The organism is Paraburkholderia sp. RL17-337-BIB-A (assembly GCF_046025895.1).
In the GTDB taxonomy this organism is placed as follows: Bacteria; Pseudomonadota; Gammaproteobacteria; order Burkholderiales; family Burkholderiaceae; genus Paraburkholderia; species Paraburkholderia fungorum_C.
This window is the reverse complement of sequence record NZ_JARESY010000002.1, coordinates 1,634,064-1,658,648: the sequence shown is the minus strand read 5'-3', so window position 1 is coordinate 1,658,648 and position 24,585 is coordinate 1,634,064. Positions and strand designations below refer to the sequence as shown.

The 24,585-nt window shown below is 63.4% G+C and carries 19 protein-coding genes and 1 pseudogene; 9 read left to right on the top strand and 11 right to left on the bottom strand.

The genetic code is table 11. From position 1 onward, the window contains the following. Positions 1-107: 107 nt before the first annotated feature. From P0D84_RS28315 to P0D84_RS28300, 4 genes are all read left to right on the top strand, one after another. Positions 108-635: a PRC-barrel domain-containing protein gene (locus tag P0D84_RS28315; RefSeq protein ID WP_408342060.1), complete on the top strand. Its 528-nt coding sequence runs from the start codon at positions 108-110 to the stop codon at positions 633-635. Positions 636-848: 213 nt separating this feature from the next. Then, positions 849-1,259 (top strand): DUF3175 domain-containing protein, encoded by a 411-nt coding sequence (locus tag P0D84_RS28310; protein WP_408342058.1) that lies wholly within the window; start codon positions 849-851, stop codon positions 1,257-1,259. 107 nt (positions 1,260-1,366) lie between these two features. Continuing rightward, positions 1,367-2,686, top strand: coding sequence for a cation:proton antiporter (locus P0D84_RS28305; RefSeq protein WP_408342056.1), 1,320 nt, complete (start codon positions 1,367-1,369; stop codon positions 2,684-2,686). Positions 2,687-2,788: 102 nt separating this feature from the next. Beyond that, complete coding sequence (locus tag P0D84_RS28300) at positions 2,789-3,358, top strand: FUSC family protein (protein WP_408342054.1); 570 nt, start codon at positions 2,789-2,791, stop codon at positions 3,356-3,358. Here the strand turns inward: P0D84_RS28300 and P0D84_RS28295 are convergent. Next, entirely contained in the window at positions 3,355-4,299 is a 945-nt protein-coding gene (locus P0D84_RS28295; RefSeq protein WP_408342052.1) for an AraC family transcriptional regulator, read from the bottom strand. The genes P0D84_RS28300 and P0D84_RS28295 overlap by 4 nt on opposite strands. 117 nt (positions 4,300-4,416) lie before the next feature. Between P0D84_RS28295 and P0D84_RS28290 the strand changes: the two genes are divergently transcribed. Beyond that, the gene (locus tag P0D84_RS28290; protein WP_408342050.1) at positions 4,417-4,773 is read left to right on the top strand and encodes a carboxymuconolactone decarboxylase family protein; all 357 of its coding nucleotides are present in this window, start codon (positions 4,417-4,419) and stop codon (positions 4,771-4,773) included. A gap of 69 nt (positions 4,774-4,842) precedes the next feature. Here P0D84_RS28290 and P0D84_RS28285 read toward each other — a convergent pair whose 3' ends face one another. Further along, complete coding sequence (locus P0D84_RS28285) at positions 4,843-5,898, bottom strand: aldo/keto reductase (protein WP_408342048.1); 1,056 nt, start codon at positions 5,896-5,898, stop codon at positions 4,843-4,845. Positions 5,899-6,397: 499 nt separating this feature from the next. Here P0D84_RS28285 and P0D84_RS28280 point away from each other — a divergent pair, with 499 nt between their 5' ends. The 3 genes from P0D84_RS28280 to pdeR all read left to right on the top strand — a co-directional run bounded on the left by P0D84_RS28280 (position 6,398) and on the right by pdeR (position 14,988). Then, positions 6,398-10,978: a DEAD/DEAH box helicase gene (locus P0D84_RS28280; protein ID WP_408342046.1), complete on the top strand. Its 4,581-nt coding sequence runs from the start codon at positions 6,398-6,400 to the stop codon at positions 10,976-10,978. A 223-nt stretch (positions 10,979-11,201) separates the two neighbouring features. Beyond that, positions 11,202-12,575 (top strand): hypothetical protein, encoded by a 1,374-nt coding sequence (locus P0D84_RS28275; protein WP_408342044.1) that lies wholly within the window; start codon positions 11,202-11,204, stop codon positions 12,573-12,575. 409 nt (positions 12,576-12,984) lie between these two features. Continuing rightward, positions 12,985-14,988: a cyclic di-GMP phosphodiesterase gene (gene pdeR, locus P0D84_RS28270; protein ID WP_408342042.1), complete on the top strand. Its 2,004-nt coding sequence runs from the start codon at positions 12,985-12,987 to the stop codon at positions 14,986-14,988. A 131-nt stretch (positions 14,989-15,119) separates the two neighbouring features. Here pdeR and P0D84_RS28265 read toward each other — a convergent pair whose 3' ends face one another. The 3 genes from P0D84_RS28265 to P0D84_RS28255 form a co-directional block, all read right to left on the bottom strand. Then, entirely contained in the window at positions 15,120-16,007 is an 888-nt protein-coding gene (locus P0D84_RS28265; protein WP_408342040.1) for a crotonase/enoyl-CoA hydratase family protein, read from the bottom strand. A 423-nt stretch (positions 16,008-16,430) separates the two neighbouring features. Further along, positions 16,431-17,534, bottom strand: a complete 1,104-nt coding sequence (locus P0D84_RS28260; protein WP_408342038.1) for a malate/lactate/ureidoglycolate dehydrogenase — start codon at positions 17,532-17,534, stop codon at positions 16,431-16,433. A 59-nt stretch (positions 17,535-17,593) separates the two neighbouring features. After that, positions 17,594-19,057: a M20 family metallopeptidase gene (locus tag P0D84_RS28255; protein WP_408342036.1), complete on the bottom strand. Its 1,464-nt coding sequence runs from the start codon at positions 19,055-19,057 to the stop codon at positions 17,594-17,596. Between the two features lie 186 nt (positions 19,058-19,243). On the opposite strand from P0D84_RS28255, the gene P0D84_RS28250 reads away from it, so the two are divergent. Further along, positions 19,244-19,555, top strand: a complete 312-nt coding sequence (locus P0D84_RS28250; RefSeq protein ID WP_408342034.1) for a superinfection immunity protein — start codon at positions 19,244-19,246, stop codon at positions 19,553-19,555. Between the two features lie 12 nt (positions 19,556-19,567). Here the strand turns inward: P0D84_RS28250 and P0D84_RS28245 are convergent, their stop codons facing one another. The 6 genes and pseudogenes from P0D84_RS28245 to P0D84_RS28220 form a co-directional block, all read right to left on the bottom strand. Further along, positions 19,568-19,840: a YodC family protein gene (locus P0D84_RS28245; RefSeq protein ID WP_408342032.1), complete on the bottom strand. Its 273-nt coding sequence runs from the start codon at positions 19,838-19,840 to the stop codon at positions 19,568-19,570. Between the two features lie 499 nt (positions 19,841-20,339). Then, complete coding sequence (locus P0D84_RS28240) at positions 20,340-21,911, bottom strand: MFS transporter (protein WP_408342030.1); 1,572 nt, start codon at positions 21,909-21,911, stop codon at positions 20,340-20,342. A 32-nt stretch (positions 21,912-21,943) separates the two neighbouring features. After that, positions 21,944-22,582 (bottom strand): TetR/AcrR family transcriptional regulator, encoded by a 639-nt coding sequence (locus P0D84_RS28235; RefSeq protein WP_408342028.1) that lies wholly within the window; start codon positions 22,580-22,582, stop codon positions 21,944-21,946. Between the two features lie 271 nt (positions 22,583-22,853). Further along, positions 22,854-23,279 carry an OsmC family protein gene (locus tag P0D84_RS28230; RefSeq protein ID WP_323046594.1) on the bottom strand — a complete coding sequence of 142 codons (426 nt, stop codon included), beginning with the start codon at positions 23,277-23,279 and terminating at the stop codon, positions 22,854-22,856. A gap of 270 nt (positions 23,280-23,549) precedes the next feature. Beyond that, positions 23,550-24,104 carry a carboxymuconolactone decarboxylase family protein gene (locus P0D84_RS28225; RefSeq protein ID WP_408342025.1) on the bottom strand — a complete coding sequence of 185 codons (555 nt, stop codon included), beginning with the start codon at positions 24,102-24,104 and terminating at the stop codon, positions 23,550-23,552. Positions 24,105-24,132: 28 nt separating this feature from the next. Next, positions 24,133-24,542 (bottom strand): annotated as a pseudogene (locus tag P0D84_RS28220) (aminotransferase class III-fold pyridoxal phosphate-dependent enzyme); the annotation flags it as partial. Positions 24,543-24,585 lie beyond the last annotated feature (43 nt).

Genomic DNA, 24,585 nt, shown 5'->3' with positions numbered 1-24,585 from the left:
AACGGACGCCCGCAGTTCGCCGGTACCGCTTATGCAGCGGTACTGCAACCCGGAGGAACGGCGGTTGCTGGATTCTCCGTACATCGAACCGGTAAAGGAGGAACATCATGCTCAACCAGACACAAACCCAAGGCGGCATGCGCCAGAGCCAGGGCGCCCGTATCGTCGGCAAGGGCAGCGCGAGCGCCGACGGTCCCGGTCCGGACGTGATGGCGGCAGCCACCCTCGACGGCGACAAAGTGGTCAGCAGCGATGGCGAGGACATCGGCAAGGTCAAGGACATCATGCTCGACGTCGGCTCGGGCCGCATCGCGTATGTCGTGCTGTCGAGCGGCGGTTTTCTTGGCATCGGCGACAAGCTGCTGGCGATTCCGTGGAGCGCCTTGACGCTCGATACGCAGCAGAAGTGCTTCGTCCTCGATATGACAGCCGAGCGCGTGAAAAACGCACCGGGCTTCGACAAGGACCACTGGCCGGCCATGGCGGACCAGACATGGGCCACGTCAGTCCACCAGTACTACGGCAGCGAGCCCTACTGGGGACGCGATCGGTATGAGCGCCGCGAAGACCTCGGCGTAGGCGACATTCCGGCGGGGTCGTCGGATGCGCCTGAAGCCGGCGGACTGAAGCTGTAATCCGATCCGCACAGGCGTTGCGGGCAAATCCGCTGGGTTGCTTGCATCGTTGAGCCGCTGCTGCGGTAACGCGCCGGCAGCCGCTAAAGCGGCAGCCGGCGCGTTTTGCTTTGAGCAGACGATTGAATGAGCGATTGACCAGGCCACGCCTGGAAGCGAGTATGCAAGCGGGGCAAAGTCATCGCGAGCACGACGTAACAGGGAGGCGAAAGCATGGCCACCAGAAAAGCCGCCGGCAAATCGAAACGCCCGGTCACGCGCGGCAAGTCGGGACGCCCACCGCGTCAGCGGCATGCCCAGGCGCATGCCGCGCATCGCGCGAAGGCCGCGAGCCAAGGCAGCGCAAAGAGTCCGAAGAAGTGGTCGCATCACGTGATGGAAACCAGCGATGCGATGGATATCGAGCACGATATTTTCAAAACCGGAAGCGCGGAGTCGATTGCGAAATCGCTAAAGCAGTCTTCAACGCATAGCCGCCGCCGCAAGGGCACGCCGTTCCAGTCGGCGATGTCGATGCTGAACTTCTACATCAATCGCGCCGGCAGGAATCTGCCGAAGACGCGCCGCGACACCTTGCAACAGGCCAAACGGAAGTTGCGCGAAGCGTTCGGGCGCGCGCCTTGAGCGTTCAGGCTCGCGCCTCGAAGTAGCGCGTTCATTGATGCATTCGGGCGAGGCCCCTTACCCGGCCGCGCATGCGTCGTCCGCATGCCGGCCTTCACCGGACGTCCATGCACGAAACACTGTGGTTTCTCATCGTCGGCGCCGTGCTCGTTTCGATGGGCGTGGCGGCGACCACACTCCGGCGGCTGCCCGTAAGCGCCGCGATGTTCTACCTCGCCATCGGCTACGCGCTCGGCCCTCCCGGCCTCGACCTGTTGCGCCTCGACATCGCCGCCGAAGCACATCTGCTACGAATCATCACCGAAGTCGCGCTGCTGGTCTCGCTGTTCGCCATCGGCCTGCGTCTGCGGCTCGGCGTATTCGAAAAGCTCTGGACCGTGCCATTGCGTCTCGGCTTCCTCGCGATGCTGACAACCATTCCCCTGCTCACGCTGTTCGGCGTGTACGTACTGCATCTCGGCTGGGGACCATCCCTGGTGCTCGCGGCAATCCTCGCGCCGACCGATCCCGTGCTGGCCCACGACGTCCAGGTCCACAATCCCGGCGATCACGACCTGCTGCGCTTCGCGCTTTCCGGCGAAGGCGGCCTGAACGACGGCATCGCCCTTCCGTTCGCCATGCTCGGCCTCGCGATCTGCGCGGCGCCCGCCGCCCCGATCGGCGACGTGCTGACCGTCGGACTCGCCGGCAGCATCGTCTGGGGCGTGGCGGGCGCGATCGCGATCGGCGGCCTGCTCGGCTGGGCCACGACGCATGCGGTCACCTGGTTGCGCACGCGCCATGCGCAGGCGCTCGGACTCGAAGGCTTCTTCGCATTGGGGCTGATCGAACTTTCGTTCGGCGCCGCGCAGCTCGCGCATACCTATGGCTTTCTCGCGGTATTCGCCGCGGGCGTCGCGATGCGCCGCGTCGAACATCGCGCGAGTGGCGGCGTGTCGGCTCGCCAGGCGATCGGCACGGTCGATTCCGAAGACGTCGACGCGACCGCGGCGAACCCGAGCAAAGCGCACGCGTACATGGCGGAATCGGTGATGGGCTTCACGATCGAACTCGAACGCATCGCCGAGGTCGCGGTCATGGCGATGGTCGGCAATGTGCTCGCCGCGCTGCAAGTACCGCTTTTCACGTGGCAAACGGTCGCGCTTACCTTTGCGCTGTTCGTGGTCGTGCGGCCGGTGTCGGTGGAGTTGTCACTGCTGGGGTCGAGCGCGACGCCCACGCAGCGGCATTTGATGAGCTGGTTCGGCATTCGCGGCATCGGCTCGTTTTACTATCTGGCGTATGCGCTCGAACATGGGGAGGCGTCCGATATCACGCCATTGGTGCCACTCGCGCTGGCGGTCGTCGCGGCTTCAGTCGTGATTCACGGTGTCTCGGCGACGCCGCTGATGAACTGGTATCACCGGTTGCGTAGCGGCGAACACTAGCGCCTGACGCCCGATCGTGCCACCCGGCCTATCCGCTCGATCGTAAATTGGAGCCGCTAGAATACGAGACCTTCATGCCGCAACAGGCCCCTTCCTCATTCGATGACCGCTCCCAACGATTCACGACGTGCCGCACGGACCAGCGCCGCCAACTCGCTATTTGGTTTTCTCAAGACGCTGCCGTTGAGCGACCGCCTGCTCGAAGGCAGCGTGATGGCCGCGCAGGCCGTGGCCGGCGCAAGCCTTGCGTTCGTGATCGGCCGCTGGCTGCACACCGAACAAGCCTTCTGGGCCGCGATTACGGCGATCGCGGTCAGCCAGCATAGCTACATCGACACGCGCAACCTCTCGCGCGACCAGTTTATCGGCGCGATGGTCGGGGCCGTTTGCGGCCTCATCGGCGCGACGTTGGGCGGCGGCAATCTGGCTGCCTACGCGGCCACGGTTGCCGCGGCAATCCTGATTTGCTGGGTCGTGAACGTGGGCAGCGCGGCGCGTCTGGGCGGCGTCACCGCGACCATCATGCTGCTGGCGCCGGGCGTCGGCTCGCCGTGGGACAAGGCGCTCCTGCGCCTCGGTGAAGTGACGCTGGGCACCGTCTGCGCGTTGCTGGTGACCTGGATCATGGCGTGGATCGAGAAGCGCTGGTTCGGCAGACCCGACGCGGCTTAACGAGCCGGCTGACCGTTCGCTTGCGATTGACGCCGGTAACGTCCCGGCGTCAACCCGACGCTCTGCTGAAACGCCTTGCCGAAAGCGGCTTCCGATTGGTACCCCACGGCTTCCCCGATCTCAGCGGCGCTACGTTGCGTACGCAGCAGCAGATCGCACGCGATCGTCATGCGGATCTGCGTGAGGAAATCCATCACCGTCATGCCCGCCCGCTCGTTGAAGTGGCGCGCGTACGTCGCGCGGGACATCGCCGCGAGTTCACCGAGTTCGGCGATGGTCCAGGCCCGTTCGGGGGCGCTCAGCATGCCTTGTACGGAAGCACCCAAACGCGCGTCGGCCAGCAGCGCCAGCACGCCCGAGCCGGATGCATGCTGTTCGCCATGCACGCGCAAGGCCATCGCGAAGAGCGCCTGACTCAATGCCGTGACGATTGCGAGCGCGCCGGGCTGACGGCGTTGCGCTTCGGCGCGCATCAATGCAATCAGCGTCTGCAATGCACCGGTCGATTGCACGCCACCGAGCGACACATGGAACGGATCAGGCAGCGCATTGAGCAGCAAAGCGGAGGGACCGGGCGCGTAGACAAAGCGGCCGCATAGGAGATCGAGCTCGGGGGCGTCAGCAGCGCGAGCGTCGTTGCGGCGCAAAGGCAGCATGCCGTCATGACTCGATGTCAGCGGTGCGGTAACAGCTCCGCGGCCCACGTCGCGCACCCGATGCGCGGCGCCGCGCGGAAACAGCATGAAATCTCCGGCGTTGAGCGCAACACACGCGCCGCCGGCGGTTTCCACGACACACGCACCGCCGAGCACCAGATGAAAAGGCGCAATACCCGCCTCCAGCGAAGCTTGATCGATATCGAAGCCGCCCGTGAGCAGGCAGCGCAGATCAAGGCTGGCTTGCGGCCTGGCAACCTCGATCAGTCGGCTAAGCGTATCCATGAGACGATCGCGCTAAAAATTGAGCGAATCGAGTATTCAGCATATCGCGGCACAGCGCAATACTTTGTCTAACGGAACCGGCACCCGCCGGGCCGCTGCAAACAACGGAGCACTGTCATGTTGAACTGGATCGATTACCGCAAGGAACTGTTCGGCCGCATTGGTGAGATCGCCAAACTGTCGCCGGATACCGCGAGGGGCTATCAGGCGCTGTCGAGCGCGGGCCAGAAGGCCGACCTGCTCGGCGCGAAAACGCGCGAGCTGATTTCGCTTGCGGTAGCCGTGACGCTGCGATGCGACGGCTGTATCACCGTGCACACCGCCGAAGCTCTGAAACACGGCGCGACACGCGAAGAGATCGCCGAGGCGCTGGGCGTGGCGGTCGCGATGAACGCGGGCGCCACCATGGTCTACTCGGCACGCACGATGGACGCCGTAGCCGCTTATCAGGCGGACAGCAAGCCGACGGCGTGAAGGAAGCAGCACCGCCCGCAACCCATTGCCATCAGCTACAAGGCATATGGCGAAGGCGGCGACGGCCGCCTAGCGTTGTGCCGGATGACGCGCCTCTGCAAGCTGTTTGCGGCGCGCCTCACCCTGGCGCTCCAGCATCCAGCCTGGGTACTCCGCCGGCAGTGTGCTGACCTGGTCGAGCTTCGCCAGCTCGTCGGCGGTCAACGCGACGCCGGTGGCGGCGATGTTGTCGTCGAGTTGCTCGACTTTCTTCGCGCCGACGATCACCGAGGTCACCACGCGTTGATGCAACAGCCACGCGAGCGCGATCTGCGCCACCGACACCCTCTTCGCCTCGGCGATGTCGCGCATCACGTCGATACAGTCATAAGCGCGCTCGCGATTGACCGGCGGAAAGTCGAACGTCGTGCGACGGCTGCCTGCCTCGCCCTGCTGCTCGCGCCCATATTTGCCGCTCAGCAAGCCGCCGGCGAGCGGACTCCACACCATCAGTCCAAGACCTTCGCTCTGCAGCATCGGCACGAGTTCGCGTTCGAGATCGCGGCCCGCCAGCGTGTAATACGCCTGTAGGGTTTCAAAGCGCGCGAGCCCGAGGCGCTCCGCAATGCCCAGCGCTTTCACGATCTGCCACGCGGCCCAGTTCGACACACCGACATAGCGCACGTGGCCATGCTGCACCAGCGTATCGAGCGCGCGCACGGTTTCTTCGATCGGCGTGGCCGGGTCGAAACCGTGGATCTGATACAGATCGACGTGATCGAGTTGCAGGCGCTTCAGGCTCGCCTTGACACCGTCGATGATGTGATAGCGCGAGGCGCCGCGCGCGTTCGGGAACGCTGCCGTCGGTCCGAATACCTTGGTTGCGACCACAACCTTGTCGCGCGGCACTTTGAGGTTCTTCAGCGCCTGTCCCGTGATCTGTTCCGAGATGCCCTCGGCATAGACGTCGGCCGTGTCGATGAAATTGATGCCTGCGTCGAGCGCACGGCCGACCAGCCGCTCCGCGTCTCCCTGCTGCAGATCGCCGATCTGCTTCCACATGCCCTCGCCACCGCCGAAGGTCATCGTGCCCATACATAGTTCTGAAACAAACACACCGGTACGGCCTAGCTGGTTGTATCGCATCGTCGAGACTCCGTCATCGATTGGTGGGGGAATGAGCCGTACAGAGTACTGCACCTGGCGAGATCCAGCAGGGCACCACTCAAGTCTGCGTGAGCGACCTAACGAATGCTTCAAACTCCTTTCGATTCCGATCGCGCGCGTAGCAATTTACCGGCCCGTGAAAATTACCATTCCCGCCTAAGAGCAAGGCGCCATGCGGCTCTCCGCAAAGCGTCGGCGATCCATAACATATTCGTAAGATGCACCGTGCCCATTTGGAACGTTTGCGTAAGACGCGTATAAGTCGGACCATTCCGCTCGTATGGTGTAGTCGAACAAACCGCGGCGCAACTCGGTGCGGGCGTGGTCGGTAAATTCAGCAGGTCGGGCAGCGTGTTCGCGACGCTCGGCTGGGTGACGAACCTCGGCGGTGCGCACCAGAGAACGGTGACGGGCGATGCGGGGGTGCGTTGGGTCTGGTAGTCTGGATATCGCTCGACGCGTCCCCACCTATGCAAGCATGACTTCGGCCTCGACATCCGCCACCGCCTTGGGGGCGCATCCTGATTCCCCGGCTTTCGATCCGGCATTGCCGGCGCCTCCCAATGCCGCTTTGAGCCCCACTTTGAGCCCCGCTTCGGGCTCCCTCACGGCCAACGCGCTGCGCGACTTTCATCCCGCGGTGTCCGGCTGGTTCCTGAAGACCTTCCCCGCTCCCACCGACGCCCAGGCTGCCGCCTGGCCGCAGATTCGCAGCGGGCGCTCAACCCTCGTCGCCGCGCCCACCGGTTCGGGCAAAACCCTCACGGCGTTTCTTTCCGCACTCGACGATCTGGTCCAGCAAGGCCTCGCCAACGGCGGCGCGTTGCCCGACGAAACCCTCGTGGTCTACGTCTCGCCGCTGAAAGCGCTCTCCAACGACATCCGCCTCAACCTGCAGATGCCCTTGCAAGGCATCGCCGCCGAACTCGATGCGCGCGGCCTGCCGCCGCTCGACATCCGCACCGCCGTGCGCACCGGCGACACCTCGCAGCAGGAGCGCAACGCGCTAAAAAAGCGCGCGCCGCATATTCTCGTCACCACGCCGGAATCGCTGTACGTGCTGCTCGGTTCGGACTCCGGCCGCCGCATGCTGTCGACGGTGCGCACGGTGATCGTCGATGAAATTCATGCGCTCGCCGGGAGCAAGCGCGGCAGTCATCTGGCGCTCAGCCTCGAACGGCTCGACGCGCTGTGTCAGCGACGCCTGCCACGTATCGGCCTCTCCGCCACGCAAAAGCCCGTCGGCGCGGTCGCACGCTTTCTGGTCGGCGGCGTGAGCATCGATAGCGGCGTTCCCGCGGACTGCGCGATCATCGACGTGGGTCACATCCGCGAGCGCGATCTCGCGCTGGAGATTCCGCCGGTGCCGCTCGAAGCGGTCATGCCCAACGAGGTGTGGGAGCGCGTCTATGACCGCCTCGCCGAGTTGGTCGCGATGCATCGCACCACGCTGATTTTCGTCAACACGCGCCGCATGGCGGAGCGCGCCGCGCGCCATCTGACCGAACGACTCGGCAAGGAAGCGGTCGCCGCGCATCACGGCAGTCTCGCCAAGGAACACCGTTTCGACGCCGAACAGCGCCTGAAACGCGGCGAGTTGCGCGTGCTGATCGCCACTGCCTCGCTGGAACTGGGCATCGATATCGGCGACGTCGATCTGGTCTGCCAGATGGGTTCGCCGCGCGCGATCGCGCCGTTCCTGCAACGGGTGGGGCGCTCGGGCCACCACGTCGGCGGCATGCCGAAGGGCCGGCTGTTTCCGGCTTCGCGCGACGATCTGATCGAATGCGCGGCGCTGCTCGATTGCGTGCGGCGGGGCGAACTCGACGCGTTACGGATTCCGCGCGCGCCGCTCGATGTGCTCGCCCAACAGATCGTCGCTGAAGTATCGAGCGCCGAGTGGAACGAAGAAGCGCTGTTCGAGATGATGCGGCGCGCGGCACCCTACGCCGATCTGAAACGCGAGCAATACGACAGTGTGCTGCGCATGCTCGCCGAAGGCTATACGAGCCGCAACGGTCCGCGTGGCGCCTATATTCATCGCGACGTGGTGAGCGGCACCTTGCGCGGTCGGCGCGGCGGCAAACTCGTTGCCGTCACTTCAGGCGGCACGATTCCCGAGAACGCCGACTACGCGGTGGTGCTCGAACCGCAGGCGATCAATATCGGCACCGTCAACGAGGATTTCGCCGTCGAGAGTCTGGCCGGCGATGTATTTCAACTCGGCAATGCGTCGTACCGGATTCTACGCATCGAGAGCGGCCGCGTGCGGGTCGAGGACGCGCAGGGGCAGCCGCCGAATATCCCGTTCTGGCTCGGCGAGGCACCGGGGCGCAGCGATGAACTATCGTTCGGCGTGGCGCGTTTGCGTGAGCAGATTGGGCGCCTGCTCGATGGGAAGCTGGCCGATACCGACTCCGGCTCCGACATCGACACCGACACCGATCTCATGCCCGCGCGCCTCGAACGCGCAATCGACTGGCTCATCGACACCCTGCGTCTGGACGAAGCCGCCGCCCGCCAGATCGTCGACTATCTCGCCCGCGCACGCGCCGCACTGAGCGTACTGCCGTCGCAAAACACGCTCGTGATGGAGCGTTTCTTCGACGAATCCGGCGGCACGCAGCTCGTGATCCATGCGCCGTTCGGCAGCCGCGTGAACCGCGCATGGGGCCTCGCGTTGCGCAAGCGTTTTTGCCGGACCTTCAACTTCGAACTGCAAGCCGCCGCGACGGAAGACGCGATCGTGTTGTCGCTGACCGGCAGCCATTCGTTCGTGCTCGACGAAGTATGGCGTTACCTGCATTCGAACAGCGCCGAACATCTGCTGATCCAGGCGCTGCTCGACGCGCCGCTATTCGGCGTGCGCTGGCGCTGGAACGCGACCACCGCGCTCGGCCTGCCGCGTTACACCGGCGGCCGCAAGACTCCGCCGCAATTGCAGCGCATGCGCAGCGAAGACCTGCTGACGAGCGTGTTTCCCGAGCAGGCCGCGTGTCTGGAGAACGTCGTCGGCGAGCGCGAACTGCCGCATCATCCGTTAGTGGACCAAACCGTCGACGACTGCCTGCACGAAGCGATGGACAGCGACAGCTGGATTGCGTTGCTGCGTCGTATCGAACAGGGCGACGTGCAACTGATCGCCCGCGACCTGCCGGCGCCCTCGCCGCTTGCCGCCGAAATCCTCAACGCCAAGCCCTACGCCTACCTCGACGACGCGCCGATCGAAGAGCGCCGCACACAAGCCGTGCTGAATCGCCGCTGGACCGATCCGTCCAGCGCCGACGACCTGGGCGCGCTCGATGCCGACGCGATCGACAGCGTGCGCGACGAAGCATGGCCGCAGGCACGCACCGCCGATGAGATGCACGAAGCGCTCACGGGCCTTGCCTGCATCACCGAGGCCGAAGCGCGTCATAACGAAGGCTGGCCGGCATGGCTCGGGTCGCTCGCCGAATCCGGCCGCGCAACGCTTCTGCGGATCGCCGCCGACGACGCGCTGTGGCTGCCCGCCGAGCGCCTGACCTGTTTCCAGGCGCTCTACCCCGACGCCCCGTTCGAACCGCCGCTGAGCGCGCCGAAAGGCTATACCGACAGCTGGAGCGCCGACGACGCCCTGCTCGACGTGCTGCGCGCCCGGCTGACCGGCTTCGGCCCGCTGCCGGTGCGCGTGATCGCAGAGGCGCTGAATTTGCCCGCGGCATCGGTCGAACACGCGCTGGCGTGTCTCGAAGCGGAAGGCTACGTGATGCGCGGCCGCTTCTCGCCGGGCGCAACCGAGGAAGAATGGTGCGAGCGTCATTTGCTGGCGCGGATTCATCGTTACACAGTGAAACGCTTGCGACGCGAGATCGAGCCGGTGGAACGGCACGACTTCATGCGTTTTCTGTTCGAGTGGCAACATTTGACACTGGACACCCGCAGCGAGGGACGCGACGCGTTGGCCGCCGTACTCGAGCAAATGGAGGGTTTTCAGGCTGCGGCGGGCGCATGGGAAGAAGATATTCTGCCGGCGCGCGTGAAGGCGTACGCGAACGTTTCGCTAGACGAACTATGCCGCGCCGGCAAGATCGTCTGGACCCGTCTGACCGAGCGGGCACGCGGTGCCGCCGGACCGGTGCGCAGCACGCCGATCGTGCTTTTGCCGCGTGCTCAGGTGCGCGTATGGCGCGCGCTGCTCGACTTGTCGAAACAACCGGAGCTATCGGCTCGCGCACAAAGCGTCCATGACACGTTAGCGCAACATGGCGCGATGTTCTTCGACGAATTGCTGACTGAGGTCGGCGGCTTGCGGATGGAACTGGAGAGTGCGCTGGGCGAACTGGTTGCGGCGGGCCTCGTGAATTCCGACAGCTTCGCCGGCTTGCGGGCGTTGTTGAAGCCGGTCGCCAAACGCAGTGCGTATTCGAGTAGCCGGCGCGTCAGGTCGAGTGCATTGATCGGAGGCATGGACGACGCAGGGCGCTGGGCGCTCATCAAACGGCCGGCGAAAGCAGGACCCGAACGCGGCAACGGCGAAGACAATGGCAGCGAAAACGGCGGCCGGCCCGCGTTAGCCGTCAATGGACGGCGTGCGCCGCTCGCCCCGGAGATACTCGAACACATTGCGATGACGCTGCTACGCCGCTACGGTGTCGTGTTCTGGCGTCTACTCGAACGCGAAGCCGAATGGCTGCCGCCATGGCGCGATCTGCTGCGGGTCTTTCAGCGACTCGAGGCGCGGGGCCAGGTTCGTGGCGGGCGCTTCGTCAATGGGCTCGCAGGGGAACAATTTGCGTTGCCCGAGGCGATCCCCTTGCTGCGGGAAGTGCGCCGGCATGTGAACGACGGTGTCTGGGTGTGCGTAGCGGCAACCGATCCGCTCAATCTCGCCGGCACCTTGCTGACCGGTGACAAGGTACCGGCGGTGGCCGGCAACCGCCTGCTGTTTCGCGACGGTATCCTCGTCGCCACACTGGTGGCAGGAAAATTTGATTTTCTGCCTGCGCTTGGTGCCGACACCGACACAGGCGCAGAGGCAAAGACACAGGCCAGAATGCGACTCGCGCGGCGCTATTGACGAGTCGTGCGCCGATTTGTCACGCCGCGTAACACATATTAAGGATGCCAAATAATTCCCCTTTCTGAGAGACTCCTCTCCGGGTAGCAAATCAATGCGACGTCAGAAATAACGTTGCTGGCCGTTTCGATGAGCTGCTCGCCAAACCGGTAACCCATCTTTTATCGCAGTCCGCGCGGCTGGCGAGGACGCGACGCGCCAGCGCACTCAAAGGGAGCAGAAAATGTGGTCCAGTGATGCATCGAACAATCTCATTCTGTCGCAATCAACCGGAGATGTCGCCGCGACATCGATCTGTCCTATTCCCGACGGCGGCTTCTATGTCAGTTGGCTCGACAGCGCCAACGGGTACTCGTTATACCTCCAGCGCCTCGACGTAAGTGGCAACGCACTGTGGGAGGCCAACGGCAAGCTGATCTATCAGCGCGACATCCACAGCACCATCGGCTATGGCTTGAGCATCGATTCCGATGGCAACGCGATTGTCGGCATCGACTCGAGCATTGCCGCGCTTCATGCACCGGGTGGTCGGGTACTTGCATTCAAGATTTCGCCCGCGGGTGAATTGTTGTGGGGCTCAACCGGTATCACGCTGTCGCAGCCGGACGAGGACATCTCTGTCGTGCTCTGTTGCGGGACAAGCGATGGAGGGGCGGCGTTTATCTGGGGGAAACTCGAACAGGAAGACCTGATCCGCATAACGAAGCTCGATTCGGCAGGCAATCAGTTGTGGTCCACGAATGTGGCACGCGATACGCCAGATGCGGGGCTCACACCCACGAACATCGTGGCATCCGATGACGGCTCCGTCATCTACGCCTTTATTCAGGTTATCAACAAGATGAGCGGTACTTACGACAGCGTGTTCGCACAGAAGCTTGCGGCCGGCGACGGCGCCAATCTTTGGGGCGGCACGCCAGTCACGGTGGTCGACAGCAGCGCGGCCACCGCCGTGACATTACCGATGGGCGAAGTGCCAACGCTGATCTCTGACGGAGCCGGCGGGGCCGTGTTTGGTTATCCGCTCGCCAACAATACGACTCAACGAATCTTCGCACAACGCGTGAATCCAACTGGCCAGACATCGTACGCGCCGAACGGCGTGCTGGTCTCGGGGAATGGGGCCGACGCTTCGGCTGCGAGCTTCGGTTTAGATCCACTCAGCGGGAGGCTTTATATCGCGTGGAATGCCAATTCCGCCGGCATGTCCGGCGTGCGCGCGCAATGCGTCGATAGTACCGGCGCGCTGCTGTGGGGCGAGGCCGGCATTGCACTCGCAGCGTATGAGCCCCTTGCCCTCATGTCGCCGGTAGCCATGTTGCCCGTGGCGGGCGGCGTAATGGCCGCGTGGATACAACAACCGCCGCAAGCGGCCTTTTTACCGCAACCGCTTCGTGTGTCCATGCTGGATCCGGGCGGCGCGCCGGTCTGGCAGAACCCGGTTGTGGATCTCAAGTCTTCCGCCACTCACACTACAGACAACGCTGTTGGAGCAGTCGGCACGACAGGCTATGGCGCGTTTGCATGGACCAGCAACGACTACACGGTACGCGCGCAGAACATTAACCTCGACGGCACGCTTGGCGTGGCGACATAACATCAAACGAAACATCCGACTTAACAACACGCTGCAAGACGGAAGCGCCGACATTGCAGACTGAAAGCGCTTCCAACTCTACAAGACCACTGTGCCGTCCCTCGACCTCAGCACAGCGACAAAGCGTGCCGCTCCCCAGCAAGCGCAAAAAAAGCACGCCTGTGCGTGTATTGAAGGAAGCCGCCGGCCGGCTCTCGGCAGGGCGAAACAAACTGGCATGCAACGCGTCTGCACGGATTCCCCAACAAAAAAGCCTTAAAGAAGAAGGCTTACATTTCCGTTAATGTTAATAGGCCCGAACGCCAGCCGCTTAGCTACAATGGGGCCAGTCTTTTAAGTATGATGAAGACTGTTTGCCGCCATCCCGCCTTCACGACGGACTCATCGGCACACACGCCCCGGGGATCTCATGAACGACGACCAACACGATCAGGTGCTTTTTGCGCAGTTCGGCACAAGCAGCCCTTGCTGGCGTCTGTCGAACGACAGCAACGCACTGGAACTCACGCCTGTCACCGGCGACGTGCCCGCCAATGTCGCCATTCCTCTGAATCCCCAACAGGCTTCGCAAATCCGTTGCCTGACCGGCGTCACCTCGCACCTCATCCTCGACGTGCGGCTGTTCGGCGACCCCCTGCGCCTGCACCTCGTCGGTAAAAAACTCGCCAGCAATACGTGGGCCGGCACCGCCTCGGCTTATGACGACACCGAATCCGTCGCGCGCGATCTGGTCCACGGTCTTTCGTTTGCCGAACAGGTTGTCTCCGAAGTCAATTCGGTCGTGGTCATCGTCGACAGGCACGGCCGTATACAGCGCTTCAACCGTCTCGCCGAAGAACTCACCGGCGTCAAGGAAGAAGACATCGTCGGCCGCAATGTGTGGGCGCTGTTCATGACCACCGAATCCGGTGCGGCGTCGAGCCAGAACATCACGGGGTTTTTCAATCGCGGCGTCTCGTACGAAGTCGAGCGGCGCGTCAAAACCATCCATGGCGAGCGGCTCTTCCTGTTTCGCAACAAGTTCGTTCACAGCGGCAGCGGCGTCGAAGAGCAATTTCTGATCTGCTCGGGCACTGACATTACCGAAGAGCGGCTCGCGCAGGAAAGGCTTACCGAACTGGCGAACACCGATTCGCTCACCGGCCTTGCCAATCGCAACGCGATCCAGGACAAGATCCGTACTGCGATCGAAGAAGCCGGCCCGGGCGAATCGGTCGGCGTGCTGTTCCTCGATCTCGACAACTTCAAGAAGGTCAACGACCACTACGGCCATGTGTTCGGCGACCGGCTGATCCGCGATGTGTCGGCGGCCATCCGTACCTGTCTGAACGAAGACGACGCGCTCGCGCGCCTTGGCGGCGACGAATTCATCGTGCTCGCCGCCAAGGGCACCGCTCACGATCTCGAAGCCACCGCGCAGCGCATTCTCGAACGTCTGCGCACACCGTTCAGCCTGGGGCTCGTCGAGGTCTACACCGGCTGCTCGATTGGCATTGCGCTCTATCCGGAACACGGCGACAGCCTCGAATCGGTGATCCGTTCCGCGGACACGGCAATGTACGTTGCCAAAGATGAAGGCAAGTGCACCTATCGCGTGTTCTCGCCCGGCATGAACCGCAAGGTCGCCGAGTACATGTGGCTCGATACCAACCTGCGGCGCGGCCTCGAAGAGGGTCAACTGACCCTGCACTATCAACCCAAGCTCGTGCTCGCCACCGGTGCCGTGCAGGGCGCGGAGGCGCTGGTCCGCTGGAATTCGCCGGAGCGCGGCCAGATCATGCCGGCCGAATTCATCCCTTATGCCGAAGAATCCGGGCTGATCGGCGTGCTCGGCCGCTGGGTCATGGAAACGGCTGCGAGGCAAGCGGCCAAATGGAAGGCGGACGGTTACAACCTGCGCATCGCGATCAACGTATCGGCTCGGCAACTGGTCGATACCGCCGTGGTGCGGCATTTCAGCGAAGCGCTGCAGCGCGCGAATCTCGATCCGTGTCTGATCGACCTGGAACTCACCGAGAGTTGCCTGATCGAGGACGAAGCGGCTGCGATCGATCTGATCAAGCAATTCCGCCAGCTCGGCGCTCAGGTTCATCTGGACGACTTCGGCACCGGCTACTCGTCGCTCTCCCAATTGGGCCGGATTCCGCTCGACGTCATCAAGCTCGACCGCAGTTTCGTCCGTTCGATCAATGCCGACACCAAAGCGCAAGCCTTGGTGCGCTCGATGGTGGCGGTCGCGCAGGAACTGGATTTCAAGGTGGTCGCCGAAGGTATCGAAACCGAATCGGAAGAGCTGTTCATGAAGGGACTGGGCGTCGAGTACGTGCAGGGCTTCCTGTACGGTCAGGCCATGCCGGCCGCGGAATTCGAACGCTGGTTGCAGGATAGACAGAAGCTCAGACTGATTGCCTGAGCTTCCGCGCGTCCCGAAGGAAGTCGCACTGGGGGCGCTCCGAAGGAAGTCCCCTTGGGGGGCGCCCCGAAGGAAGTCTTCCAGGGGGAAGCGCCGCTCGCGCCCGAGAGATCGTCGCGAGCCAGCTCGATTCAGGCGAAATTGGCCGCGCTGGCCCCCGCCTGGCGCAGGTTCGAAGTCCGGCGGTTTTGCAGCATCACCAGCCGCTCCATGAAGGCGAGGTCCTTTTCCTCGATCGTGAAGGCCGCGTCCACCCAATCCTCGGTAATTTCCATCAATTCGGCACGCGAAAGCTGGAGCACGCGCTGACGCGCGCGCAGCATCGCGCGGATGCCGTTCATCTTCGGCCGGAGCGTGTCGATAAAGGTGCGCGTCGCCATATAGGCGTCGCCCGGTTCGAACAGCTGGTCAACCAGTCCCTTGCCGAAGTGCCATTCAGCCGTATGCGACTCCCCCACGCCGATCAATTCCTCGGCCAGACGCATGCCCGCCTTGCGCGCGACCAGTGAATAACCGCCCATGCCCGGGAACAGGTTGAACGCGATCTCCGGAAACCCCATGCGCGCGTCGTTCTGCGCCAGCAGGAAATGATGCGCGAGCGCCGCCTCGAAGCCGCCGCCCAGCGCCGTGCCCTCCACCATCGCGATCGAAATTGCCCCCGTATCGAAGCCGCGGGCCGCGCCATGCACACAATCGACGCAGGCGCGCGCGTACGCCATCAGCGCCTGGCGCTTCCCGGCGCGGATCGTCTCGGCGAAGAAATCGAGGTCGCCCCCGACGTTGAACATGGTCGGGATCAACGAGCCGGTCACCCAGAAGTCGATCGGCAAGCCCGAGTCTCGTGCTGCCTGCGCGAGGCTCAGAATGTCGTGCACCAGATCGAGATTGAAACAGGGACGCGGCTGCGCCCGCAGCATCATCCACATGATGTTTCGGCCTTCTTCATAGTAAGCGGAGACTTGCGACAAATTGCCGGCTTCGAGAAACGGGCGGCAGGCGTGGTGATTATGCAAGTTCATTTTGATCGGTCCTTTTAGGGTTAATCACTGGCATTGCAATGCGAGCCTAAAGCAGACCGGAATAGGTTGGGAGCGGGGTAACCAACAGATGAATGCAACACACGCGTGAAGCCCCGTCAGACGGTGTTCTGCGAGGAGGAGAATCGGGCACCGAAAGATGCCGGCAGCGCAAACGGTTGCACACCGGAGATGGGCGAAATTAACCCGCAAAAGGAATACGTTGCCGCAATAAGTTGGCGCGCGAACAAAGCTGGAATTTCTTGCCGGATTTGAAAGAGAAGAATGGTCTTCGACCAGGAAATGCAATCGAAATATAGCTTGTAGATGATTGTTTTTTTATTTGTGGGACAACAGACGGAATATTCAATTTGAATAATTAAATGCAGGCGCGGCAAAGCACCCGCTATTTGCAAGCAATGAATGCTATTGCAGCTTCGCGGACCATCGCTCAGCCTGCTCCGCGCTCATGCCGACAACTAATGCCGCCGCGCGGATCTGCGCCCACGTAGCCGGATCGACGGGAACGCCCTCAGCCTCGCGTTGCGCGCGCATCACCCGCTCTGGTTCGCCTGGCTCATAGATGCGGTCTGCGCCGGCCGCGAGCGGTGAAGCCTTCACCCAGTCGATGAACGCATCGGCCTCGGCTTGCGCGTCGGGGGCATCGAACGCGGCCGGGTCGACGATCACCGAGAGCATGCAGTTGATGATCGCGTTGGTCGTGCCGAGCGTGTCCTTGTGCGTGGTGAAGCCACCTGAGAGCGCACCGGCGAAAATCTCGCACATTGCCGCGAGCCCAAAACCCTTGTGACCACCGAACGGCGTCAACGAGCCGAACGGCGCTTCGAGCATGACTTTGGGGTCGAGAGTCGGAGCGCCCTCGTGATCGATCAGCGCGCCGGGCGGCAAATGCTTGCCCTGGTTATAGGCGACGCGCGCTTTGCCGTAAGCCACCGTGCTGGTCGCGAAGTCGAGCACGAGCGGCGGCTTGCCGGGCCGCGGATACGCCGCGCAAAACGGATTCGTGCCGATGCGGCGGTCCGCGCCGCCAAATGGCGCGACGAGCGGGTCGCCCGCCACATTGACGAAATGGAAGGAGACGAGGCCGGCGCGTGCGCATTGTTCGGCCCAGTGGCCGATGCGCCCGATATGGTGCGCGCTGCGCAAACCGACGGCGCAGATGCCGAAGCGTTGCGCGCGCTCGATGCCCTGCTCCATCGCCTCGAACGCGACAACCTGACCGAAGCCCCTCGCGCCTTCGACGGTCAGGACCGCGCCCGCGTCCTTCACAACCTGCGCGTGCAGGTTCAGTTGCAGTTGCGCGTCGGCCAACGACGCCACATAGCGCGGGATCATCCCCACGCCATGCGAATCATGACCGGTCAGATTCGCCGCTACCAGATGATCCGCAACCAGCCCGGCTTCGCGCGGCGTGCTGCCCGCCTGCTCCCAGATTGCCCGCACGTAGGCGTGCAGTTGATCGGCCGGAATCCGGAGCGAGGTGGGTTCAGCAGTCGGGTTATCGGTCATTCACAGTGTCGGCGTGGTTGGAAAGGTCACGGCGCGATCAACCCGGCACCCAAACAGGATCAAGGCGCGGCGGCGATCACCTGGGCAACGGCTGCCGTCAGCTTCTTGCCGTACGGCACGTGCAGGAACTCGTTGGGCCCGTGCGCATTCGACTTCGGCCCGAGCACGCCGCACACCATGAACTGCGACTTCGGGAAGCCCGACTTCAGTACGTTCATCAACGGGATCGTGCCGCCCTGCCCCATGTAGGCAACGTCGGCGCCGTAATGCGCGCGCGACGCGTCATTGAGCGCCGTGGCAAGCCACGGTGCGAGATCGGGCGCGCTCCAGCCGCTCGCCGCGCCGGCGTCCGGCTTGAAAGTCACCTTGGCGTTGTACGGCGGGTCGAATTCGAGCAGCGCTTTCAGCTCGGCGACGGCCTTTTCCGCTTCGATCAGCGGCGGCAGGCGCAGCGACAGCTTGAACCCCGTGCGCGGACGCAGCACGTTGCCGGCGTCGGCGAGCGCGGGCAAGCCGGCCGCGCCGGTCACCGACAGCGACGGACGCCACGTCGAGTTGAGCAAGGCTTCCTGCGGATCGGTGGTGGTGGGCAGCACCTGACGGCCGTCCTGGCCGCAGGCCCACGGCAGCTTCTTCCAGACGTCGTCGCCGAGAATCTGGGCGGTTGCTTCCGCTTCGCGCAGACGCTCCGCCGGGATCTGGACGTGGAACCCCTTTGGCAGCAGCGTGCCGTTGGCGGAATCTTCGAGACGGTCGAACAGTTGCCGCATGATGCGGAAACTCGACGGCGCAATACCGCCGTAACCGCCCGAGTGAATGCCTTCGTCGAGTACCTGGACTTCGAGGTCGCCGGCAACCAGACCGCGCAGCGAGGTGGTGAGCCAGAGTTGATCGTAATTGCCCGCGCCCGAGTCCAGACATACGACGAGACCGACTTTGCCCAGCCGCTCGCGCAACGCGTCGACGTACGGCAGCAGATCGTAGCTGCCCGATTCCTCGCAGGTTTCGATCAGGCCGACACAGCGCGGACGCTCGACGCCTTGCGCGTCCAGCGCGGCCAGCGCCGTGAGGCTCGCGTAGATCGCGTAGCCGTCGTCGGCCCCGCCGCGGCCGTACAGCTTGTCGTTTTCGAGCTTCGGCGTCCAGGGGCCGAGGTCGTTGCGCCAGCCGTCGAACTCAGGCTGCTTGTCGAGGTGGCCGTACAGCACGATGGTTTCTTCGCTGCCCGAGCGGGTCGCGGCCGTTTCGAAGAAAATCACCGGCGTGCGGCCTGGCAGGCGGATCACTTCGAGTTTCAGGCCGCGCACGGGTTGCTGTTCGGCCCATTGCGCCGCGTCGGTGATCACGCGTTCGAGGTAGCCGTGCTTGACCCACTCCGGATCGAACGCCGGGCTCTTGGCCGGCACCGCGATGTAGTCCGTGAGCGCGGGCACGATCTCGTCGTTCCATTTGCGGTCTACGAAGTCGCGTAGCGTGTCCTGGTTGATGCGCTGCGTCTGCTGGGTCGTATCGTCGGAGATCATGGTGGCGGTCCGTGGCGGTTCTGTTCAGTCGAAACGTCCATGATAGTCCCGATGCGCGACCGGCTGAACCCCTTGCCGTGCATTCCATCACAGCGACTATTCACAACCGACGCTCACACCGGACCTGCGCCAGCAAAACAATCGCGCGACAATCGCGGTATGGATCGCGTCCTGAGGAGCCGGACTATGAGTGGCATTGTCGTACTTCAGGCCATCGCCGCGGTGTTCGCGCTGGCACTGTATTTCCTGCCGAGCATTCTCGCGGACCGGCGCAAGCGCCATGACGTGCTGACGCTGGCGCTCTTCAATGCGTGCCTCGGCTGGACGGGTTTTGGCTGGCTGCTTGCGCTCTACTGGTCGTTGCAACCGAACCCGCCGAAGAACGTAGCCGGCGAAGTGGTAGAGACGCGGAAAATCATGCGGATGCGGGCGTTTTCGTCGGCGCTTCTGGTGCGTGTGCAACGGCGTACAACGGCGCGTGAGCGCGGGGAGAAATAATCGAGCCGAGAATCACGCCGCGCGGCTCATCCTGCCCCACAGCACCGAGCCGGCGGGAATCGAGCGTGGCTCGGCCCGCACGCTATCGTGCGCGAACATCTCGCGGCGCAATTCGCCGTGTTCGTCGAACCACTCGCAAATCAGCCAGTCGCCAGGATTGAGCGCTACCGGACCTGCGTAAGTCACGGTCATGCGCGAGCCACCTTCTTTCAATGTGACGACGTCGCCGACATTGAAACGTGCGGCTGGCGGTGTGTCGAATTCTTCGATGGTCGCGCTCAGCATATTCAATCCCCTACGGAACCCGTTGTGTGGAATTAAGTCTCGCATCGTGCTTTGCAACATTGAACTGCCGAAGGAAAACTTTAAAAAGTTTGCCAAGATTAACAATTGAAATTAACCTCGGCAAGCGCTTTTTATTGATACCTTTTTCATCGCTGGTGGAATAAGTTTCCTTGCCGGGCGATCGACTCGTGGATCCAGATAAACCGCTCAGAACGGCGCCAATCCCCGGCCCAGCAGCCCCTGCGTGCAAGCAAAAATTACGGTAGCACGCTCAACCGCAAGTAGAAAATGCGCAATGTATTTGTCATATCTAACGCTGCCGCTGACAAAGCCAGATCAGGGTTTATTCTAATCAGTGGCAAACGGGGAATTACCTGTGAACGCAAAACTCATCGGTAAATGCAGATCTCCAAAACCGGTTTTGTTTAAAGTGCATAATAATTTTCGGGAGCCGCCGTTGAAAAAGGAGCCATTGAAAACGATTTCGGGCCGCTATTTTTCAAACCGGCTGAGCAGCGCGGCGCAACGCCAGTTGTTGATGCCGCACCAACAGCACGCTCAAACCGATACACACGAACATCAGACACGCGTTGATCGCGAGGCTGAACTGGAAGGCGTGCGCATAGGCATCCGGCGTCACGCGGCCGCCAATCACACCGAAGAACGCGCCGCTGATGGCCGCCGTGCCGAACGCCGAACCGATCTGCAAGGTCGACGACACGACGCCCGAAGCTAGCCCCGCCTTCTCCGGCGCGACTTCCAGCAGCACGATGCGCATGATCGACGGCAGCAGCAGGCCGTGACCGACGCCCGCGCACACCAGTCCGCAATAGAACAGCAGGTCGGGCGTCGCGGCATGGGTCGCCGACCAGCCGGTGACCGTGAAGCCGATCGTCATCATCGAGAAGCCCAACGCCAGCACATGGCCGCCGATGCGCTTGACCACCGCGGGCGACGTCAGCGGCCCGACCACGAAGCCGATCGCGAACGGCATGATGGCCATGCCCGAGGCGAGCGGCGTCCAGTGCAAACCGGTTTGCAGGAAGATCCCGTAGGTCAGGAAAAACGCGCTGTTGCAATAGAACAGGAACGCGAGCACAAGGCCCAGCGCAAAAGCCGGATTGCGGAACAATTGCAGGTCCACCAGCGGATGGCCGCCACTGCGCTCGACGCGCCGTTCGGCCGCCACGAATAGCGCGAACGCGGGCACGGCAAGCGCGAACATCACGAAGGTCCATGCTGGCCAGCCGGCTTCGCGGCCATGTGTCATCGGATAGATGACGAGCAGCAACACCATCGAGAGCAACGCGACGCCCTTCAGGTCGATGCCGGTGCTCGTGGCCAGCTGATTTTCCGGCACGAACTTCCAGGTGCCGATAAAGGCCACGATGCCGATCGGAATATTGATCAGAAAGATGATGCGCCAGTCGAGCCCGAACGGATGGTAGGTGATCAGCGCGCCGCCGCCGAGCTGGCCGACGATCGACGAAAGCCCGAACACGAAACCATAGAGACTCATGACCTTGGTCTGCCGATGCAGCGGCACGACCGCGCGGATGGTCGCGAGCACTTGCGGCGCCATGACCGCGGCGGCGATGCCCTGCACGATCCGCGAGATCACCAGCATGTGGCCGCTGGTGGCGAAGCCGCACAGCGCGGACGCGACCACGAACGCCGCCATCCCCGTCATGAACATGCGACGCCGGCCGAACAGGTCGCCAAGGCGTCCGCCCGTGATCAGCAACACGGCGTAAGCGGATGCGTAGGCGGACACCACCAGTTGCAATTGCGCGTCGGTGGCGTTCAGGCCGGTGTGAATCGACGGCAACGCGAGGTTGACGATGAAATAGTCGAGCGGCGCAAGGAAGGCGCCCACGAACAGCACGGCGAGCGCCAAGCCCTGGCGCTCGAAGCCGGACGCAGCCTTGCCGGCGGCAGCGGCGGCGGCAACCGCAGTGGCGGCCACCGCCCCCACGCCGGGGCAGACGGCGGCGCCCGCACCACCGGCTGCGGGCCGCGCCGCCGGTTCAACGAATGCCGCTGCAGCGGGCTTGATCGCTTTACTATTCATGACTGACCGTTCAAAAATTAGGCAAAAAAAATTTAGACGAGCGCGCGCATAGCGACGTCCACGATGCCGATCAGCGCGTCTTCCTGATGCGCCACCCGCCCTAATACTCGCAGCCCTTGCATCACGCACAGCAGGAAATCGCCAACGGCTTTTTCGTCCAGCGCGGAATTGAAGGCGCCGCTCGCCTGCCCGCGAATCACCGACGCTGCCAGCAAGGTTGCCATGCGACGTTGAATGGCCGCGACGCGGGTGCGCAGTTCCTCGTCGTCGGGTTGCATCTCCAGCGTGGTGTTGGTGATGAAGCAACTGCGCTCGCCGGTCAGCGCGCAGGCAACCCGTGCGTAATGCAGCAAAGCGTTGCGCAGCGCCTCTTCCGCCGGCACCGGCGCGTTCAGCCGCTCGGCGAGCCGCGCGACGGAGCCTTCGGCGTAGTGATCGAGCGCGGCGAGCATGATGCCGTGCTTGTCGCCGAATACGCCGTACAGACTGCCGCGCAACAGGCCAGTGGCCTTGCAGAGGTCGTCGATCGAGGTGGCGTGGTAGCCGTGATTCCAGAAAACCTGGCTCGCGCTCGCCAGTACCGTGTCCGTATCGAACTCGCGCGGTCGGCCCCGAGGGCACACCTCGCCCGCTTTTTTTGCGGATTGCTTCGAATTGGCTGATTGCTTCATTTGACGGATATTATGACTAACCGTTCAACAAAGCAAGGCGAGATTTCGTCGGCTACGCGCCGGAGCCGTCTCGGCGCGGCTTCTGTCGCGTGGGCGCGGCGCACTTGAAGCGCGCGTTGATCCATTGCCGCTGGCGATTTCTTTTCGTCGTCGTAGTCAATAAATGGGAAATAGGCGGCAAATCGGCGGCCTGAATGGGACCTGACAGCCGGCGGCCTGGCTACCCCGGCCAGCCGGCCCTGCATGAGTCTGCAGTGGATGAACGGCTCGCTCAGCTTTCGAGCTTCGCGTCCATCGTGATGGTGGCATTCAGCACCTTGGAAACCGGACAGTTCGCCTTGGCGTCCGCGGTGGCCTTTTCGAACGCGGCCTTGTCGCCACCGGGGATTTTTACGGCCACATCGAGATGCACCGCGGTGATCGCGAAACCGCCGCCGTCCTTATCGAGCGTGACAGCTGCCGTGGTCGCGATGCGTTCCGGCGTGATGCCCGCCTTACCCAGTTCGGCCGACAGCGCCATCGAGAAACAACCCGCGTGCGCTGCGGCAATCAGCTCTTCCGGATTCGTGCCGATGCCGTCCGCGAAGCGTGTCGCAAACGAATACTGCGTGTCCTTGAGGACGCCGCTGTCGGTGGAAATCGAGCCCTTGCCGTCTTGCAGGCCGCCTTGCCAGACTGCTGATCCCTTGCGCTTCATCGCTCTCTCCTTGTTTGCCCTGCTTCGCGCCGCTGCACAACCGCCGCACAACCTGGTGACGCCGCCCGCAATGGTCCAGCCCGGGTATTCGCGGTATCGGCATCGGTTGTGAATCCCCTCAGGGGACTTCCTTCAGGACGTATCGCGCGGCGCTGCAGGCGCGGGTTGGACCGAACCTCATCATAGGCGCTTCCGTGTGCCAGTGTCGTGACGATGCCGGGCGTCTTTGCAAAGACCCCCGGCACGACCGGAGACCACCAGCGCGGCCTGCTACTCGGCGAACGGCAGGCTCTCCTGTCCCACCGCCCGCATGTCAAACGCGTTCAGCGTCATCGCGACCAGCGCGTAGTAGCCGAGCAGGCCCACCAGATTGATCACCACCTGATGACCGAAGCGCTCAACCGCCTTTGTATAGGTCACATCCGACACGCGCTTCGTGTCATACAGTTCGCTCGCGAAGTCATGGATCAACGCATCATCGGCGTCCGCGAAGACTGGGCGACAACCCTGGCGGATCGCCTCGGCGTCAGCTTCGGCCACCCCGGCTTGCAACGCGATCGGGTAATGGATGTGCCACTCGGCCTGTGCCCGCCAACGCGCTGCGGTTAGCAGAATCGCGAGTTCCGACAGGCGCAGCGGCAAGCCCGTGCGATAGCGGCAAAACGCGCCGAGGCGCTGCGCCTGCTGCGCCAACTCCGGGCTATGAATCCAGCCGAGAAACGGCCCGTTCAGATTGCCGCGCGGGCCGGCCAGGATCTCGTCGAGCACGGTCTTCTGTTCGGGCGTGGCATCGGACAGTTCGAAGTGAGGCAAACGCTGGGACATCGCAAATCTCGCAGGAATGGAAAGGGTCTCAGACGGCGGCCAACGCGCCTTCGATCGCATCGGCAAGGCGACTGACGATCTCGTCGATGTCGCGCGCGGTGCAGATGAACGGCGGCGCCAGCAGCACATGATCGCCGATCTTGCCGTCGACCGTGCCGCCCATCGGATACCCCATCAAGCCGCGCGCGAACGCTTCGCGCCGGATCGCCGCGTGCAGTTTCAGCTTCGCGTCGAATGGCGCCTTGGTGGCGCGGTCCCGCCCCAGTTCAACGCCGACAAAGAGGCCTCGCCCGCGGACGTCGCCGATATGCGGATGTGCGCATAGTGCTCGCGCAGCCGGCCACGGAGTTGCTCGCCGCGCGCCTGCACGTTCGGCAGCCGGTGCTCGTCGGCAATCACGCGTTGCACTTCGAGCGCCGCGGCGCCGGCGGTGGCGTGGCGCTGGACCTGGCTTTACGTTCCTTTCTGGTGGCGACAGCCG